The 17008-nt window shown below is 37.6% G+C and carries 13 protein-coding genes; 3 read left to right on the forward strand and 10 right to left on the reverse strand.

The annotated features are described in order from the left end of the window. Positions 1–56: 56 nt before the first annotated feature. Positions 57–3047: an S-layer homology domain-containing protein gene (locus RCP16_RS15235; RefSeq protein ID WP_308640706.1), complete on the reverse strand. Its 2991-nt coding sequence runs from the start codon at positions 3045–3047 to the stop codon at positions 57–59. Between the two features lie 270 nt (positions 3048–3317). Continuing rightward, positions 3318–5552 carry an S-layer homology domain-containing protein gene (locus RCP16_RS15240; protein ID WP_308640707.1) on the reverse strand — a complete coding sequence of 745 codons (2235 nt, stop codon included), beginning with the start codon at positions 5550–5552 and terminating at the stop codon, positions 3318–3320. A gap of 297 nt (positions 5553–5849) precedes the next feature. On the opposite strand from RCP16_RS15240, the gene RCP16_RS15245 reads away from it, so the two are divergent. Together RCP16_RS15245 and RCP16_RS15250 are read left to right on the forward strand one after the other, a co-directional pair. Then, positions 5850–6452 carry a TetR/AcrR family transcriptional regulator gene (locus tag RCP16_RS15245; RefSeq protein WP_308640708.1) on the forward strand — a complete coding sequence of 201 codons (603 nt, stop codon included), beginning with the start codon at positions 5850–5852 and terminating at the stop codon, positions 6450–6452. A gap of 156 nt (positions 6453–6608) precedes the next feature. Next, a complete protein-coding gene (locus tag RCP16_RS15250) occupies positions 6609–7799 on the forward strand; it encodes an MFS transporter (protein ID WP_069326832.1) in 1191 nt (396 codons plus the stop codon). Between the two features lie 92 nt (positions 7800–7891). Here the strand turns inward: RCP16_RS15250 and RCP16_RS15255 are convergent, their stop codons facing one another. The 6 genes from RCP16_RS15255 to RCP16_RS15280 form a co-directional block, all read right to left on the reverse strand. Then, complete coding sequence (locus tag RCP16_RS15255) at positions 7892–8425, reverse strand: hypothetical protein (RefSeq protein WP_308640709.1); 534 nt, start codon at positions 8423–8425, stop codon at positions 7892–7894. A gap of 19 nt (positions 8426–8444) precedes the next feature. Then, positions 8445–8975 (reverse strand): GrpB family protein, encoded by a 531-nt coding sequence (locus tag RCP16_RS15260; protein WP_137221376.1) that lies wholly within the window; start codon positions 8973–8975, stop codon positions 8445–8447. A gap of 173 nt (positions 8976–9148) precedes the next feature. Continuing rightward, the gene (locus RCP16_RS15265) at positions 9149–10663 is read right to left on the reverse strand and encodes an efflux RND transporter periplasmic adaptor subunit (protein ID WP_273593232.1); all 1515 of its coding nucleotides are present in this window, start codon (positions 10661–10663) and stop codon (positions 9149–9151) included. A 69-nt stretch (positions 10664–10732) separates the two neighbouring features. Beyond that, the gene (locus RCP16_RS15270) at positions 10733–12250 is read right to left on the reverse strand and encodes a DHA2 family efflux MFS transporter permease subunit (protein ID WP_308640710.1); all 1518 of its coding nucleotides are present in this window, start codon (positions 12248–12250) and stop codon (positions 10733–10735) included. Positions 12251–12262: 12 nt separating this feature from the next. Beyond that, entirely contained in the window at positions 12263–12916 is a 654-nt protein-coding gene (locus RCP16_RS15275) for an HlyD family secretion protein (protein ID WP_069326837.1), read from the reverse strand. Positions 12917–13076: 160 nt separating this feature from the next. Then, positions 13077–13694 (reverse strand): TetR/AcrR family transcriptional regulator, encoded by a 618-nt coding sequence (locus tag RCP16_RS15280; RefSeq protein WP_069326838.1) that lies wholly within the window; start codon positions 13692–13694, stop codon positions 13077–13079. Positions 13695–14156: 462 nt separating this feature from the next. On the opposite strand from RCP16_RS15280, the gene RCP16_RS15285 reads away from it, so the two are divergent. Further along, on the forward strand, positions 14157–15878 hold the full coding sequence (locus RCP16_RS15285) for a cellulase family glycosylhydrolase (protein ID WP_308640711.1): 1722 nt from the start codon (positions 14157–14159) through the stop codon (positions 15876–15878). 61 nt (positions 15879–15939) lie between these two features. On the opposite strand, the gene RCP16_RS15290 is transcribed toward RCP16_RS15285, so the two are convergent. Together RCP16_RS15290 and RCP16_RS15295 are read right to left on the reverse strand one after the other, a co-directional pair. Further along, positions 15940–16293, reverse strand: a complete 354-nt coding sequence (locus RCP16_RS15290) for a hypothetical protein (protein WP_308640712.1) — start codon at positions 16291–16293, stop codon at positions 15940–15942. Positions 16294–16430: 137 nt separating this feature from the next. Beyond that, positions 16431–16979: a GNAT family N-acetyltransferase gene (locus RCP16_RS15295; protein ID WP_308640713.1), complete on the reverse strand. Its 549-nt coding sequence runs from the start codon at positions 16977–16979 to the stop codon at positions 16431–16433. Positions 16980–17008 lie beyond the last annotated feature (29 nt).

The raw sequence follows: 17008 nt of genomic DNA on the forward strand, positions 1-17008 counted from the left end.
AAAGGCATTACGCCTAGACTTGTTCTTTTTTGGTTTACAGCCTATTTATATACTTTTCAAAAAGAGATTAAAGCCTGATTTAGTTTTTCTAAAACAGCAATTTTTTCGTCTGTTGTCGAATGACTTGTTAATGCATTTTTACCATCTAAAGCTGTTTGTAATGCAGTGATATCTTTTCCAGCAGTAGCCGTATTGATCTTGGATTGAGCTTCTATCGAGGCTTGTTCGATCCATGTATCTATAGTAGGTAATTGAACCTGAATTGTTTTTGATGTCTCTATACCGCCTATAAACAAGTTTATACTTACAGCATACTCAGCAACGTAAGGACTACCATTGTATTGAGATACTTTTATTGTATCTTTAAGATCTGAACTCTTTAGATACGTATCATTTGTAACACTTATTATATTTTCATTTTCTTGATAAGGTAAGAGTTTTATCTCCGAAATATATGTGTTAATACTCTTATTGACAGTTTCCGCTATTCGTAGTGTTATATCACTATCAATATTTGTATTATAGGGAAGATAAATATTATTTGGGATTAATTTCTCATCTTTTTGTATATCTATCATTTTCGAATTAATTTGATTTGCTGGTAATGATGGATAAACTGATACTGGTGGAGTATCTGTTAGTATGTTTTGATCAAAGAAACTGATTTGATCACCATCTATGTTCATATCAAAAACATACCAGTAAGACTCTTCTCCTGCACCTACTGGAATATGATAAGTTTTAATTGGAGCATCATAATTTCCAGTATATACTTTAACAGTAGCAGATGAGTGTCTTAAAGTTGAAGTTATTTTATTTTTAGAAGTTTTATCGTAATTTTCTACGTAAAATGTATATGTTCCTTGTACAGGTTTAAGAATCCCCATAACTTCTGGTCCATTAGAATTTCTTTGATCTCTATATAGACTTACATAATTTTCATCATTATAAGCATAATCCATATCCGCTGTATAAGTATGAAAACTATATCCATCTGGAGTCGGTCCTAGTAAATGTGAATCTTCATCGTAAGGTAAATCATCCCATGTCAAGATTATAGCTATAATACCAGGGTTTGGTTTTCTAGTGACATAAGCATTTTCATTATAATTGTATTTTTCAACTGAAGATTTTGTGCTCATATAATTTGTGATGTATCCATCTTTTTTAAGTTCAGCAGTATACACTCCAGGTGCAAGAGTCACTGAATAGTCTCCATTAATATCTGTTATTGCTACTTCATCAATAGATCCATTAATAACGTCTATTCCACGACGAAAATTAATAGTCATACCGGCTACTCCGAAATTATTTTCGTTAGTAACTTTTCCTGAAAATCCGCTAATCCGCAAACTTCCACTTACTGTATTTGCTAAGCGATTGGTTCCTGTTGCAGGAGCGACTGTTATTTTTAATATTTGAGCATAACCTGCTTTTAAGTTAAGCGGATCAAATTGGATTACACCTGTGACACTATCATAAATAATGTTCGTTAGTGTATACGGCTTACCATTTAATGTAGCTGTCACTTCCATATCACTTAGCAATAATTCATTGGTCGGTTGGTTCAAATGTAAGATCGCTTGACCATTTCTAACATCCAAACTTTGTACAGGTTGTTGTACAACGACAGGTGTCGAAGAGTCTTGATGTTTTTTATCTTCTTTGCGAATATTGGTCACCGCTTGCTCGCCACCAACGACACCGCCTTCAATCAGTGCGGTTACCCCTGCACTGGTTGTCGTCTGATTCACTCGTGGTGTAATCGTTGATCCAGCTACATTAATGTATGCTTTTTCTATGGTACCGTTACCACTGACTTTAGCCGCACTATTCAACGTCAACGATTGGATCGATGATGAAGATGTGGTGCTAATCTTATTATCTGTTGTGCCTGAAGCCACTGCCAGATTATCGACAGAACCAGTAAGCAATTGAGTTAGCACAGAGGATGACGAAATGTCCATACTATCTATACGTCCCTTTAATGAAACGGTCGATCCCGATGGAATCTGATTGGACAAGACGACATTTGTAAATCCTGCTCCTGTTGTTAATCCTTTTTCTTCAAGTAGACCTCCAGATTGAAGAATCATCTGCTGTACAGTTGTTGCACCTGTAGTCACTACACGTACATTACCATCTTTTTTATTGATAACAGCTGTTTGCAGTGTAGCATCTTGAAGATGGATACTATTTATGCCACCACCATTAATAGTCGTTGTTCCTTTAACAGTCACATGATCTAATATGGCATCCCCTTCGCCGATTCCTGCACCTAAAAGAAGATCGCCTTCGATCACCATATTGCGAAGCGTACTGCCAGCACTATTTAACTGCATATCACCTGCTATTTGTTGTTGACCGGATGCAGGCCCATAGACACCTGCTGTATTGTATATCGTTGTTGGAGAAGATGATTTGGATGAGTTATTCGTATCCGACGATTCTAAAGAACGCTCCAAGACAGTAACAGCTTCTGCACGAGTCGTTGTATCTTTAGGACGGAATCCCTTTTCATCACCTTTCATCAGTCCACTGTCGATCACTGCGCCAATCGAACCTTTACTCCATGAAGGACTATAGAGGGTATCTTTCATTTGAGCAGCAGAGTTAGATGACTTTAATTTTTTCAAAGAAGTCAAAATAACAGCTAATTCTTGACGTGTAACTTTTTGATCTGGATGGAAAGTGTTATTTTTGTATCCTTCCATATATCCTTGTGATTTGGCGATCGCAACATCATGGTAGAACCAGTCTGAAGATTGTACATCTTTGTACGCAATCGAACTTGTTTGAGTAAATCCAAATGCTTTGTTAATCATAGCCGCTAGCTGTGATCTGGTTACACTTTGATCTGGTTTTAAACTTCCATCTTGAAATCCACTAATGTACCCTTTACTTTGCCATTGTGTCATGACATCCTTAGCCCAGTGATTCTGAATATCACTTGCTTGAGCAGTTGGTGTTGCTGTGAATCCCCAAGTAGGCAAAACAATAGCGACACTCAGCAATAATGTGATCCACTGGTGACTTCTCTTTTTCATATTCCCCAACATGAATTCCCCCAATAAAATGTAAGCATTATTTGATTTTATAACTTTAGACGTAGGTATATAGACATATCCTTTCATATTACTACATATTTTTTATTTTGGGAATTGATTTTTCCTATATTGGAATTGTATGGATAAGCAATAGATAAGAGTGCTTCTTCATTTATTTTCTCTATACAAAGACACCTCCAAGAGACACATATATTTTGCGATCAGATATATGTTCTTGAAGGTGTGTTAGTTAGCATATAAGTTTACATTTTAAAATGAAGATAATGCTCTTTTTAAATCTTCTAATATAGTGATTTTTTTATCGATTTTTGAAGAACTGGTTAATGCTTTTTTACGATCTAGAGCATTTTGTAATGTAGTCATGTCTTGTTGTGCAGACGAGTTTTCGATTACCTTTTGGGCTTGGGTTGCCGCTTGATTAAGCCATGTATCTACATTAGGTAATTCGACTCGCACCACAGTCTCTACTTTGGCTTCCCCTAAAACCAAATGAAGTGTTACATCATATTGGGCACTATATGGACTCCCATTATATTTAATCATTTCAATACTATCTTTAGCCGTAGGGCCATAAGTCGCAAGATACGTGTCTTTGGTAACACTGACTTGGTTTCCATTTTCTTGCTGTGGTACAAGCTCAATATTTGAAATATAGCTGTATACCTCTTGTCGATTAGATGCAGATTTCCGTAGTGATATTTCTTGTTTTATCTCTGTGTTATAAGGTAAAACGGTATACGTTAAGATCGATTCCAGTTCTTTTTGCAAATAGAGCATATCTTCTACAGGAGCTGAATACTTAGAAGAAGGCGGAGTGTCTGTAAGCTTATTTTGATCGACAAAACTGATCTGGTCTCCATCAATATTCATATCAAAAACATACCAATACGATTCTTCTCCATCCCCTACAGGAATATGATAGGTTTTGATCGGAAGATTAGAATTGGATTGATAGACTTGGACGGTTGCAGATGAATGTCTTAGCGTAGGTACAGGAAACAGACTGAAATTCTCTACATAAAAGGTATACGTACCATTAACTCGTTTGCGAATAGACATAATTTCAGGCCCATACGAGTGTGTATCATCCAAGTCTAAACGTGCATAATTTTCACCTTTATAATTGTACTCGCGATCTGATGTGTTTGTGTGGAAGGTATATCCTTCTGGTGTAGGGCCTAATAAATGTGCATCTTCATCGTAAGGGAATTCGCCCCACGTTAGAACAATATTTATATCATTTGTAGTCTGCTTTTCCACTCCGTTGATACGAAGGCTTCCTTGTAATGTGGTTAATAGGCGTTGGGATTGAGCTGATGGGGCGATAGTGATCTCTAATACTTTGGCATAATGTTCTTGGTTTAAAATAGGATCAAACTTTACTACTCCCGTAGCCTGATCGTATCTAACATTTGTTAATGTATAGGCTGTACGATCTACCGTTGCCTTTATATCCATATCACTTAAAAGTAGTTCATGTGTAGGCTGATTCAAATGCAAACTGACTTGCCCATTGCTAACCTCTATACGTTGTACAGGTTGCTCATTTACTACAGAAGCTGAAGATTTTTTCTTTTTGGAGTTGTCTTTTCTAGTATTTGTTATAGCTGATGGAACTTGATCCAAATAAATAATATGTCCACCATTAATGATCGTTTTTCCTTTGACCGTCACATGATCTAACGTAATAGCACCTTTACCAATACTTTCTCCCAAAATAAGATCGCCTTCGATCACTATATTGCGAAGTGTAATACCTGCAAGATCAATCTGTACATCACCTGTGATTTGTTGCTGACCAGATACGGGGCCATAGATACCTGGTGTATTATATAGTGTAATAAGAGGAGGAAGTAGAGCAGGAATAGTCAAAGGTTGTAAAGAGCGCTCTAATACAGTTACCGCTTCAGCACGAGTCGTTGTGTCCAAAGGACGAAATAGGGTATTGTCGCCTTTCATTAAGTGGCTATCTATAACAGCACCTATCGCCAATCGGCTCCAAGCTGGACTATTTATCGTATCTTTCATTTGATTAGCCGAATCCGATGTTTTTAATTGTTTGATCGAAGTTAAGACTACAGCGAGTTCTTGACGAGTTATTTTCTGGTTAGGTTGAAATGTCGAATTATTATAGCCTTTCATATATCCCTCAGCTCTAGCAATAGCAATATCGTTATAGAACCAGTTGGAAGGATGTACATCTTTATAAGCAATGTCAGCGGTCTTTGTAAATCCAAATGATTTGTTAATTAAGGCTGCAAGCTGGGCTCTTGTTACATTTTCGTCCGGCTTCAAACTGCCGTCTTTAAATCCTCTGATATACCCTTTGCTCTGCCACTTACTCAAAGCCTCTGCTGCCCAATGATGCTGAATCTCATTAGCTTGAACCCAATTCGTTGTTGTTAATCCCCATACAGGCAAAGCAATCGTTATGCCCAAAAGTAAACTTGTCCATCGCTTAGTTCTTCTCTTATGATCTCTCAATATAAGCTCCTCCAATAAAATGTATCTGATTGGAACACGTTGTTAAATTGTATCTTTTTACCTACTATGTTATGAAAATTAGGTCTATATACTTAAAATTTCATATTACTACATTTTATTTGTTTTGGGAAATGATTTTTCTTATTATACGATGCAAATATGGATATTTTATTGGATAAAAAAAGCAATCCACTTGCCAAATTCAAAATTCTCTGTTAACATACTGAACAAACGTTCAGTATTATTTCTTCTATAATAATGTTGTCCAGCACACTTAATGAATCGGAGTGAAAACTCGTGAATAAAAAGCAATTGCAAACCGAACAAACTAAAAAAAGAATGTTAGATGCGGCTCGTGCCTTATTTGTACAAAAAGGATTCAAAGCCACTTCGATTGAAGATATCGTAGCTGCTACAGGTAGTAGTAAAGGGAATATCTATTACCATTTCAAAAGTAAAGAAGGTCTGTTTCTTTATTTACTGGATGAGTGGAATCGGGATTGGGAAGAAAAATGGAAAGAAAAAGAACATCTGTATCCTACCACTGTCCAAAAAATATATGGGCTTGCTGAACATCTGGTACGTGATGATCTCAGTCATCCACTTACCAAAGCAGCAGATGAATTTTTTAATAGCGATGAAAAAGATAATGATGTTGAAGAACGCGTGTCTACCATGATGGCTTCTCATCTAAGCTTTAATCAGCAATTGATTCAACAAGGGATCGATAGTGGGGAATTCAAAGCGAACGATGCCGCTAAGTTAGCTATTATTATGGAAAGTCTGATTATTGGATTAGGTCAGATGTCTCGTCAAGCGAGTATTGAAGAAGCTTTGAATGTATATGAATTAGCTGTTACTGTGATGCTATATGGTATAGCCAGCCCTATGACTTCATAGCGATGTACAAGTAAATCAAGAACAAGCCAAAATAGAGTATGTTGATGTAGCTTCATCTATGATGATCAGTATCATAACTTATTCTATTATTAACATATTACAGACCGAACGTTCAGTATTATAAAATGATTAAATGAATAGATGGAGGATTTACTCATGTCGTTATTACTTCGTAACAGAGGTGCTATACTGCTTCTGATGATCAACATTTTTCTTATTTTTACAGGCGTAGGCTTAGTGATTCCAATCATGCCTACATATATGAATGAACTTCATATTAATGGTAGTATGGTCGGATTACTGGTGGCTGCTTTTTCATTCAGTCAATTAATCTGTTCCCCAATTGCTGGACGATTATCTGATACATGGGGACGTAAAAAAATGATCGTATCCGGGATGATTATTTTCGCTGTATCGGAATGGTTATTCGGGATTGCAAATGATCCTACATTATTGTTCGCTGCTCGGATGTTAGGCGGTATTGGTGCAGCCTTTATTATGCCTGCGGTTATGGCGTATACTGCTGATATCACATCCGATGAAGAACGTGGTAAAGGGATGGGTTATATTAATGCGGCGATTACGACTGGATTTATTATTGGTCCGGGTATCGGGGGATATATTGCTGAATTTGGTATTCGGGTGCCGTTCTATGCGGCAGGTATAGCCGCAGCGATTGCAGCTGTAATCACCTTATTGGTATTGCCTGAATCATTAACAGCAGAGAAGCGCAAAGCAACAATCGCTGAAGCCTCTCTTACCAAGCAACCAAATATGTTTTTACAATTGATTCATTCCTATCGTGAATCGTATTTCCTTAGTCTGGTGATTGTGTTCGTTATGTCTTTCGGATTAGCCAATTATGAGACGGTATTCGGATTGTTTGTCGATCATAAGTTTGGATTTACACCAAAAGATATCGCCTTTATTATTACCTTCGGTTCGATTGCCGGGGCTGTTGTACAGGTCAGTGCGTTTGGCTGGATCGTCAATACATTTGGTGAGAAGAAAGTCATTTCATGGTGTCTTGTGTTCGCATCACTATTCGTACTGTTAACGTTATTTGTCAATCAGTACTGGATGATATTAGTCGTTACTTTTATTGTATTCTTATCGATCGATATTCTAAGACCTGCGATCAGTACACAATTATCCAAAATTGCTCATAATCAGCAAGGTTATGTCGCTGGTCTGAACTCCGCGTATAGCAGTCTGGGTAATATTGCAGGGCCGATTGTCGCTGGATTATTATTTGATATCAATATTGGCTTCCCTTATATGGCGGCAGCGATTGTATTATTCTTATGCTTTATTCTATCGCGTAATACGAAGAAGCTTGATGTATAAATATAAACACCCTATTTAATCACCACCATATCTAATCATACCAAAAGAGTATCTATTCAGCAGATCGCTGTAGATACTCTTTTTTGCTTTCGTTATCGCCAATCTTCTGCTATAAAACAATAACGATCATCTTGCGGAGGATCGATCATCAGATGTACCAATGGTGTTAAATAAGGTTCTAATCGTTCTGCGGCAACTACACTGGTTTCTGTTACTTCTACAGGGTGCTCTAGATTCGTAATACTGAGCTTCATACGATCAGGATACATCCAAATAAAAGCTTTTACGCCTGCAATGATTACATGTTTGGGATGTTCCATTTGTGGATATGTCCACTTTGCTGTAGTAGAACTAGATGAATCCGGTGATATCCCTATCATCGGTAGATCTAACTGTTCAAACACTTCATGTAATTCTTCTTCTGACTGAATCCGAATCGCAATCAAAAGACAATCGCCATCTCCCACATGTCCTCCATAAGCTCGACAATATCGAAAATACTTCAATCGTTTAGACCATTTCAACAATGTATCCAATGAATGACGTTCAAAAAAGTAGCGTTCCCATAATTGCTGCTCTGATAGAGGTGTATGAAGAGGTTTGCTTTTCTTTTTCCTATTCCACATTGGCTACTCCTCCTTCTATTCAAAATGATGATCGATTCGCTTTAGCTAAAATTCCTTCTACAAAATCAGTCTTGAGTATTGTGTATTGTTCACGGTCTTCTGTTTGCTTAATAATCTGTTGCTTCAGTTGCCCGTAAGCGATAACTTCATCAGGATGCTGACGAAGATAATTGCGAAAAGTAAGGTGTCTATGTAATTCGAGATTATCTTGAGCACATACATATAAATGTTGATTCATCCAGACTTGTTGATCGGGTTGCCAGGGAACATAATCATCTATTCGTCCAAAAGCTTCTCTGCCTTCTACCCCTAAATCTCCTCGATAGTGATAGCCCAATAGACTCAATGCTGTAATAACCTCTGGCAATTGCTGTCTACTCGGGATTACGACGACGATATCTAAAATAGGCTTGGCTATTTGCCCTACAATCGAAGTACTACCGACATGTTCAATATGTAGCATTAATTCTTGTAACTGCTTCGTTAAAATGTGTTTAATCTGTTCAAACTGTTCTGCCCACTTGGGATTGTATACTTGAATGTCTATCATTGTTCGTACCTCCTTTATACTGTTCAAGTGTATATCATTCTATACTGATCTATTATCTGATAATAAAGAAATAGCGCTTCAAACAGAATTATACCTGTTCAAAGCGCTATTAGACTACTTTTATAGATTCACTTCAGCACTCTAATGAATTAACCTTTTTTATTCAAAACTCATTATTGCGAAACAGTGATCGGATTTTTATCTTCTAATAAAGCAAGATTATTTGTGATAACGGTATCTCCATCATTTAGACCACTATTGATAAATACTTGTGACCCTGTTGCTTTACCTAAAGTCACTTGCTTACGAATGGCTATATTTTTTTGTACCACATAGACATACGATTTGCCATCAATCGTTTGGATCGCTTTGGAAGGAACAATAATTCCTTCTTTGGCACTTGCATCGACAAAGCTAATATCTGCTAACATACCAGATTTAAGCTTATTATCTGCATTGGATACAGCGATTTTGACAGGATATCCTTTACCACTATCATCCAATGGACTGATATTTTTCACTTTACCTGTTTTGAGAATATTGGATGAAGTCACTCGTACTTGTACAGGATCACCAATTTTAACGTTATTGATTTGATCTGCTGGAACATAGATCAATGTATTCACTGTACTTAGATTGGCAATAACAAGTGCCGGTGAAGATGTAGATGCCATTTCGCCCACTTCTGCATTTTTAGTACCGATAATACCGTTGATCGGTGAAGTCACAACAGCATCATCTAGAGCATCTTGAGCAATATTTACATTCAATTCAGCTTGTTTTTGCTTTTGCTGACTGGCTTCAATACCTGAAGTGCTTTGTGACACTTCTAGTTGTTTCTGTGCATTGCTATAACCACTGTTAGCATTCTCATAACTGCTGGTTGCATTTTGATACGCACTTTGAGCCGTACTCAAATTTTTCTTCGCAATAACTAATGCTTTTTGCGCTGCATTTAATTGTTCTTGCGCATTAACCTGTGCATTTTTAGCATTATCATTTGCCGTTTGCGCTGTTGCTTGAGCAGTCTGTGCTTGTTCCAATTGAGCTTGAGTAGCTAATCCATTCTGAAATAAAGATTGGGTACGTGTTAATGTCTTTTGCGCCGCAGATAATGTTTCTGTCGTTTGCTTAATATTGTTCGCTGCACTCGATACAGCTGTTTTGGCTTGCTCTACCGCTGTGGTTGCTTGATTGATTGCTCCATTGGCTTGGTTGATCGAACCTGTTGCTTGATCGATTGCACTTTTCGATGAAATGATCCCATTTTTGGAGCTAACTACACCAGAGTTGGCAGAGACCATACCTGATTGTTGAGAATCTTGAGCCGTTTTCACTGCTGCTCCTGCCGCGGCTACATCTGCTTGCGCTTTTGCTAGATTGTTGCGAAGATCATTGTCTTCGAGTTTGAGAAGTACTTGCCCTTTTTTAACTTCTGTTCCGATATCGACAGGCAGTGATACCACTTTGCCACCCATTTTCGGAATAATATTAACGGTCTCAGAAGGTGTCACGGTACCTGTATAAATTTCACCTTTACCGATCAACCCTTTTTGTGCCTGACTAACTTTGACGGTGACGTTCATCGCTTGTGTTGTTGCCGCTGCACTATTGGAAGAACAGCCAGATAACACAACGGTTCCAACCAGTAATGCTGCTAATGGTAATTCCCATTTTGTTCTTTTCATTCGTGTTCCCTTTCTTTCTATCTATATTGGATGAAAAGCTTTCTGATCTGAAAGCATCTATCGATACGATTATTCTTTGATCGCTTTGACACCTTTACGTCGACTGATAAATAAAAATATAAATGGAATCGAGCAAAATAGCGGAATCGATGATACTAAGAAAGTATCAGCTATCCCTCTAGAATAGGCATCAAGGGTAATCAACCCTGAGGTAATGGTCGCCCATGAACTTCCCAATGTCGATTGAAGCGATTGTGCACCATCAAGTGTGATCGATTCTGAGATTTGTTGCGAATGTAGAGCAGTACGACTTTGCATTAAGAACGTCAAAATCGCAATTGCCATTGAACCTGCTATCGTACGGACTAGATTAGATGCCGTCGATGCTTTACCTACTTTTTCCGGTGCAACAGCATTCATCCCTACTGTTGATAAAGGCATCATACAGATCCCGATTCCCATACCACGGAACATCAATACCACTTGTAGCCATAGATGTGAAGTATCCGGAGTCAGTGTGTGTAGATGATATGTCATTAAGCTTGTTAGTGTTAAGCCAAATAATGCAATCGGTACAATCCCAATTTTATCAAATAATTTACCAGCAATCGGCATCATCACAGCCATAGCGATCGCTTGCGGTAATAAGATAATCCCTGTATGCACAGGCGAGACGGACTGAATATTTTGTAAAAATAATGGAGATAAGAATGTTCCTCCATACAGCCCCATCATGACAAAACTTGAAGTGATCACACTAATCGTAAATTTATAATTTTTAAATAAAGAAATATCGATAACTGGATTGTCTTTGCCACTTTCGACAAAAATCAAAAAGGCCAATGACCAGAAAGCGACGAAAAATAATCCTACAATTTTGAAAGAACTCCAACCATCGCTTGAACCGCTAGATAGTGCGTAAAGCAATGTTCCTGCACAAGTAGCTGCTAGTAAAAATCCAGCTAAGTCGAACTTAACTCTAGCGCCTTTAGGCGGTTCTTTGATCAATACGATTACCATCAAAATAGCGAATAGTGCTACAGGAATACAGACGATAAATAGGAAACGCCAGTTAAACCATTCAATCAAATATCCACTCAGCGTTGGACCAATAGCAGGTGCAGCCATTGCAGCTACGCCCCAGATCCCAAGTGCCATACCGATCTGTTCACGTGGCATAATTTTATATACGATCGTCATACTTAGCGGCATAATTACACCACCACCTAATCCTGCCAAAATACGTGCAGCGATTAACGACGAGTCACTCCATGCAAAAATACAAAATGCTGTTCCTAATGTAAACACACTAAGTGCAGCGATCAAAAATTTCTTATAACCAATGCGCTGCTCCATAAATCCCGTGATCGGAACAATTATTCCTGATGCGAGAGTATAGCCGGTAATCACCCATTGAATCCGTGACGTTGTTGATCCTAAATCTGTGGTCAACTGAGGAATCGCTACATTGATCAGACTGTTATTCAAAATAGCGACAAAAGCTCCTAATATAATTGCGATAAAAGCAAGCCAGCGTTCTCTGGGCGAATCTGCGGGAGGAGCGGCGGCAACAACAGTGTCAGCCACATAAACCTCTCCTTACGATGTATGAATTTTCACAACCACATTTGTTCCAGGAATCAATTTCATGTCTTTCGGTACATTCAGAGCAATCTCTACAGGAATACGTTGTGTGACTTTGTTAAAGTTACCACTTGTATTGGTTGCCGCAATATTAGCAAAGACCGAGTTAGATGCTTCACCAATTTTGCGAATTTTACCTTGAATCGTGTAGTCTCCATCTGCATCTAACGAGACATCAACCACTTGACCTGGTTTAATACGATTAATATCTGTTTCTTCAATATTGCTTGATACATATAGATCATTCATATCTGCCATAATCGCTACAGGAGAACTAGGTGTACCAATCTCATGTTCTTTGGAATAAATTTTGAGCACTGTGCCATCAATAGGGGCACGTAATACCGATTTGCTAATCATGCTAGAATCTAGACCAGATACATCTTGCTCTGCAATCGGTTCGTTTTGTTTCAGTACATCGCCTTCTTCAACATCAATATGATTGAGTTCAGCTGTAATCTGTGGCATTACTTTGTATTGTGTTGCTGAAATACGAGCATCTTCTGTTTTGACAAAATGAGTTCCTTGATACCAGTAATAATAACCTAACGTGCCACCGCTAATAACTAGTAACACGATGAGAATTGACAATACAATCTTCCTTCTCACTTACTCCACCCCTGTAGTTCAACTTTTTTTATTGTTACAACAAGCACTCTTAAACATACTTGTTATGAACGTCAATCTTACAGTCATTATGCCCTTCTTCTCCAAGCACACAAAGACAAGGAATAAGATGATTTCTAATTTGAAAAGCCATCTCTATTCCTTATTTGTCGATACTCAAGCCTCGCTTCAATAAATCTAATTCCAACTCATAGTAGCCAATAATTTCATCCAACGGTACTTCTTTTGCAAAAAAGCGGATAAAATTCTGAATCGTGATCGCTACAATAATTTTAGTCAAATGAAGAACTTCCTTTTCATCAGCTACGTTGAGACGACTTCGATTGATCGAGCGGATAAATTCATTGGTACGTTCTTTTGCCGCCGGTTCATTCACATTCAGTGCTAATCGATGTTCTACTTTATAACTCATATTCAGAAAGATATTTTGAGCAAAATAGCGATATTCATGATGCTGAAATCGTTCTAGCATCATTTTGAAAAATTCATTAAAAGCAATAAAAATATCACCGTCATTTTCTTTAAGTAGCAACAACACTTTCTCTCGATTGTGCTTGTTATACTCTTCCAAAATATAAAAGAAAATATCTGCTTTATCCTCAAAATATTGATAAAAACTTCCTCTAGGAATACAAGCTTCTTTAATAATGTTCGCAATAGAAGCATCTGCTAGCGAAGCTCTAGAAAATTCTTTGAACGCTGCATCGATTAACACTTTCCGTTTTTCCTTAGGCAAATTAAAAAAAGTCTGAGTAGGCATGGATTCACTCCAAATTGAGCATTTTGGTTCATATCATATTATTTTAAGTGTAAAAAATTACATAAACAATTATAATGTGACACAGTGTCACATGTCAATAGTGTTCTGCTCCATATCTTCATATTTTCTTTCCTTATCCTTATATTTACATTATTCGCAAGTTAGTTTTGCTATTGTAGCATCTTATTTTTCGCTCTAAAATAGGTAAAATCACTAATTTTTGCATGAATTTATTACCAATTTTTATGGTATTTTGTTTCTACAATCAATGCTATATTACAATTTAGAAAACGCTTTCATTACTAATTTAGCGGGAGGTGGTATCGCTTACAACATTTCTTCTACCTATATAACCTGTTCCTGCAACGACTGTTTGTCAAAGGAAACGTTTATTTGTTTTCAAGATGTACAGATCATTACGTTTACAGATTGTCCATAACTTTCACAAAGGAGACTTTATTAATGAAACGTAAATCCAAATCGTATCTTTCTTTAACTGTGATTGCGGCTATGATCCTTTCTTTATTTTCTTCTTCAATGGCTTCAGCCGCTTCTGATGAAGAACAATCTTTATCTGCTGCTGCGACAACAAGTATTCAATCGTATGTCAGTGCGATGCAACCGGGTTGGAATTTAGGGAATTCACTGGATGCTACAGGGGCAGATGAGACTTCATGGGGTAACCCTCGTGTCACTAAAGAATTGATTCAACAGATTGCGAATCAAGGATATAAAAGTATTCGTATTCCTGTAACCTGGGATCAACATACAGGCAGTGCACCTAACTATACAATTGATGCTGCTTACATGAGTCGTGTACAAGAAGTAGTGAATTGGGCATTGGATGCGAATCTATATGTCATGATCAATATCCATCATGATTCCTGGTTATGGACAAGTTATATGGGACGAGATCATGATGCTGTACTTGCCCGTTACAATGCGGTATGGACACAGATTGCAGATCGCTTCAAAGCTTCTTCTAGTAAGTTGATGTTTGAAAGTATTAACGAACCTCGCTTTACAGAAGGCGGAACAACCGATCCTGCTACAGCTTACAAATTGCTAGATGAGCTAAATACCTCTTTCCACAAAATCGTAAGAGCATCCGGTGGAAATAATGCAACACGTGCAATTGTTCTTCCTACTCTAGCTACTTCTTCAACACAAGCAGATCTGGATGCACTATCCCAGACGATTGCTAAATTAAAAGATCCTAACATTATTGCTACGGTTCACTATTATGGCTTCTGGCCGTTCAGTGTAAATATTGCTGGTTATACGAAATTTGAAGCAGATACGCAAAAAGATATCACTGATACCTTTGATCGTGTCTACAACTCATTTGTTGCTAAAGGCATTCCAGTCGTTATTGGCGAATTCGGATTGCTCGGCTTCGACAAAAATACAGGCGTTATCGAACAAGGCGAAAAACTGAAATTCTTTGAATTCTTTTCTAACTATGTACGTCAAAAAAACATGACCACGATGCTATGGGATAACGGACAGCACTTTAGCCGTACAGCCTACAAATGGTCAGATCCTGAACTATATAATGTGATGAAAGCAGGTTGGACAGGACGTTCTTCTACTGCTGAGACAGACTTGCTGTACTTCAAAAAAGGAGCAGCAATCCAAGACAAAACAGTGAAATTGAATCTCAATGGTAATACATTCAGTTCCCTTTCCAATGGTAGTACTACACTGGTTAAAGGTACCGATTATACGATCAGTGGAGATACCCTTGTTATCAAATCCAGTCTAGTGACCAAGTTGCTGGCTTCAGGTAAATTAGGAGTCAATGCTACACTAACAGCTAAATTTAACAAAGGTGCCAACTGGAACTTTAATGTGATCTCGTATGATACACCGAAAGTGAGTGCTACAACAGGCACAACCAGTTCATTTGCTATCCCTACGACTTTCAATGGTAATCAGTTAGCGACAATGGAAGCTACGTATACAAGTGGTGGAAATGCAGGGCCGCAAAACTGGACATCTTATAAAGAATTCGCAACAGCTTTCAGCCCGGATTATAGTGCCAACGTGATCAAATTAACACCAGACTTTTTCAAAGAAACCAACGATGGCGAAGTTCTACTCAAATTCTACTTCTGGAATGGTGATGTTGTTAATTACAAAATCACGAAGAGTGGATCAAGCGTAGTCGGTAAAACATCTTAAAATAATACAACAACAAAGGCAAGCTACGGTGAATATATCCGCAAGCTTGCCTTTGTTCTGTTTACAATTCTTCCAATTCTAATTCATCGATACTTATCCAGATACAATCCACTTTCTTACCCAAATCCGCTAAAAAATGAGTATGATACCCTTCCACTCTCCAGATGATTCGTCCGGATAATATAATTTCATGTTCACACTTTAAATGGTAATACACCGTCTGATGTTCATCTTTCCAATGATCGGTGACTGTCTCGATATAATATCCTCTACGAAACATATCTGCTAACAATTCCTCCGAGTTATGCTCTTTCAAAATATCGATATTCACCCCTACGACTTCATGGAGTTGCTTCAATACGTTGTACACACACTCTTGAAATTGATTAGAAACCTGATCTATGTAAGTTTCCATCAGCTTTTCCAAATTCAACATCTCCCAAACATCGTATTAGTAGTTATCTTTATTATATACTAATTTTATCCAAATGAGATGTTAAATTGAAATTAATATTAAGGTAATTTCGTGAAATATCTAGCATTTCTTTAAAGTCATTTTTGTAAATCTTCTTCAATAATAGCGAGCGTCATATGATCTTGCCAGACACCATCAATTTTCACATTTTTGCGAGCAATGCCTTCTTTAGTAAATCCTGCTTTTAACAATACTTTGATCGATCCAATATTGTGAGGCATCACACCTGCTTCGATACGATGTAGTCCCAACTCACTAAATGCGTGTTGTACGATAACTTTTACTGCTTCACTCATATACCCTTTACCATTGTAAGTTTGATCGAGAAAGTACCCGATCCAACCACTTTGTAGATTACCTCGTACCACTTCAGACAAAATCACTTCGCCGATCACAGTGTCTGTGTCTTTGAGAAAAATAAGAAAACAATAGCTTGTATCTTGTTCACTTGACTCTAAAAAGCGGTGAACGCGTTCAGCTTGACCTTCGTATGTATAGAAGAATTCGTTACGTGTGCCAGCAAAAGCTTTGAAAAATTCTCTATTGTTCACCTCTAAAGCAAGCAATGAAGCTATATCTTCTTTCACAAGCGGTTTAATCGTTAAATGTTCTGAATGTAATATCATGTTCCGGCTCCTTTGATTTAAATGTACTG

The organism is Paenibacillus nuruki, from assembly GCF_963311185.1.
In the GTDB taxonomy this organism is placed as follows: domain Bacteria; phylum Bacillota; class Bacilli; order Paenibacillales; family Paenibacillaceae; genus Saccharibacillus; species Saccharibacillus nuruki.

What these genes read in the sequence shown, in the direction of transcription:
- RCP16_RS15235 (WP_308640706.1), bottom strand. Translation starts at nt 3,047, where the DNA reads ATGAAAAAGAGAAGTCACCAGTGGATCACATTATTGCTGAGTGTCGCT.
- RCP16_RS15250 (WP_069326832.1), top strand. Translation starts at nt 6,609, where the DNA reads ATGTCGTTATTACTTCGTAACAGAGGTGCTATACTGCTTCTGATGATC.
- RCP16_RS15255 (WP_308640709.1), bottom strand. Translation starts at nt 8,425, where the DNA reads ATGTGGAATAGGAAAAAGAAAAGCAAACCTCTTCATACACCTCTATCA.
- RCP16_RS15260 (WP_137221376.1), bottom strand. Translation starts at nt 8,975, where the DNA reads ATGATAGACATTCAAGTATACAATCCCAAGTGGGCAGAACAGTTTGAA.
- RCP16_RS15265 (WP_273593232.1), bottom strand. Translation starts at nt 10,663, where the DNA reads ATGAAAAGAACAAAATGGGAATTACCATTAGCAGCATTACTGGTTGGA.
- RCP16_RS15280 (WP_069326838.1), bottom strand. Translation starts at nt 13,694, where the DNA reads ATGCCTACTCAGACTTTTTTTAATTTGCCTAAGGAAAAACGGAAAGTG.
- RCP16_RS15285 (WP_308640711.1), top strand. Translation starts at nt 14,157, where the DNA reads ATGAAACGTAAATCCAAATCGTATCTTTCTTTAACTGTGATTGCGGCT.
- RCP16_RS15290 (WP_308640712.1), bottom strand. Translation starts at nt 16,293, where the DNA reads ATGGAAACTTACATAGATCAGGTTTCTAATCAATTTCAAGAGTGTGTG.
- RCP16_RS15295 (WP_308640713.1), bottom strand. Translation starts at nt 16,979, where the DNA reads ATGATATTACATTCAGAACATTTAACGATTAAACCGCTTGTGAAAGAA.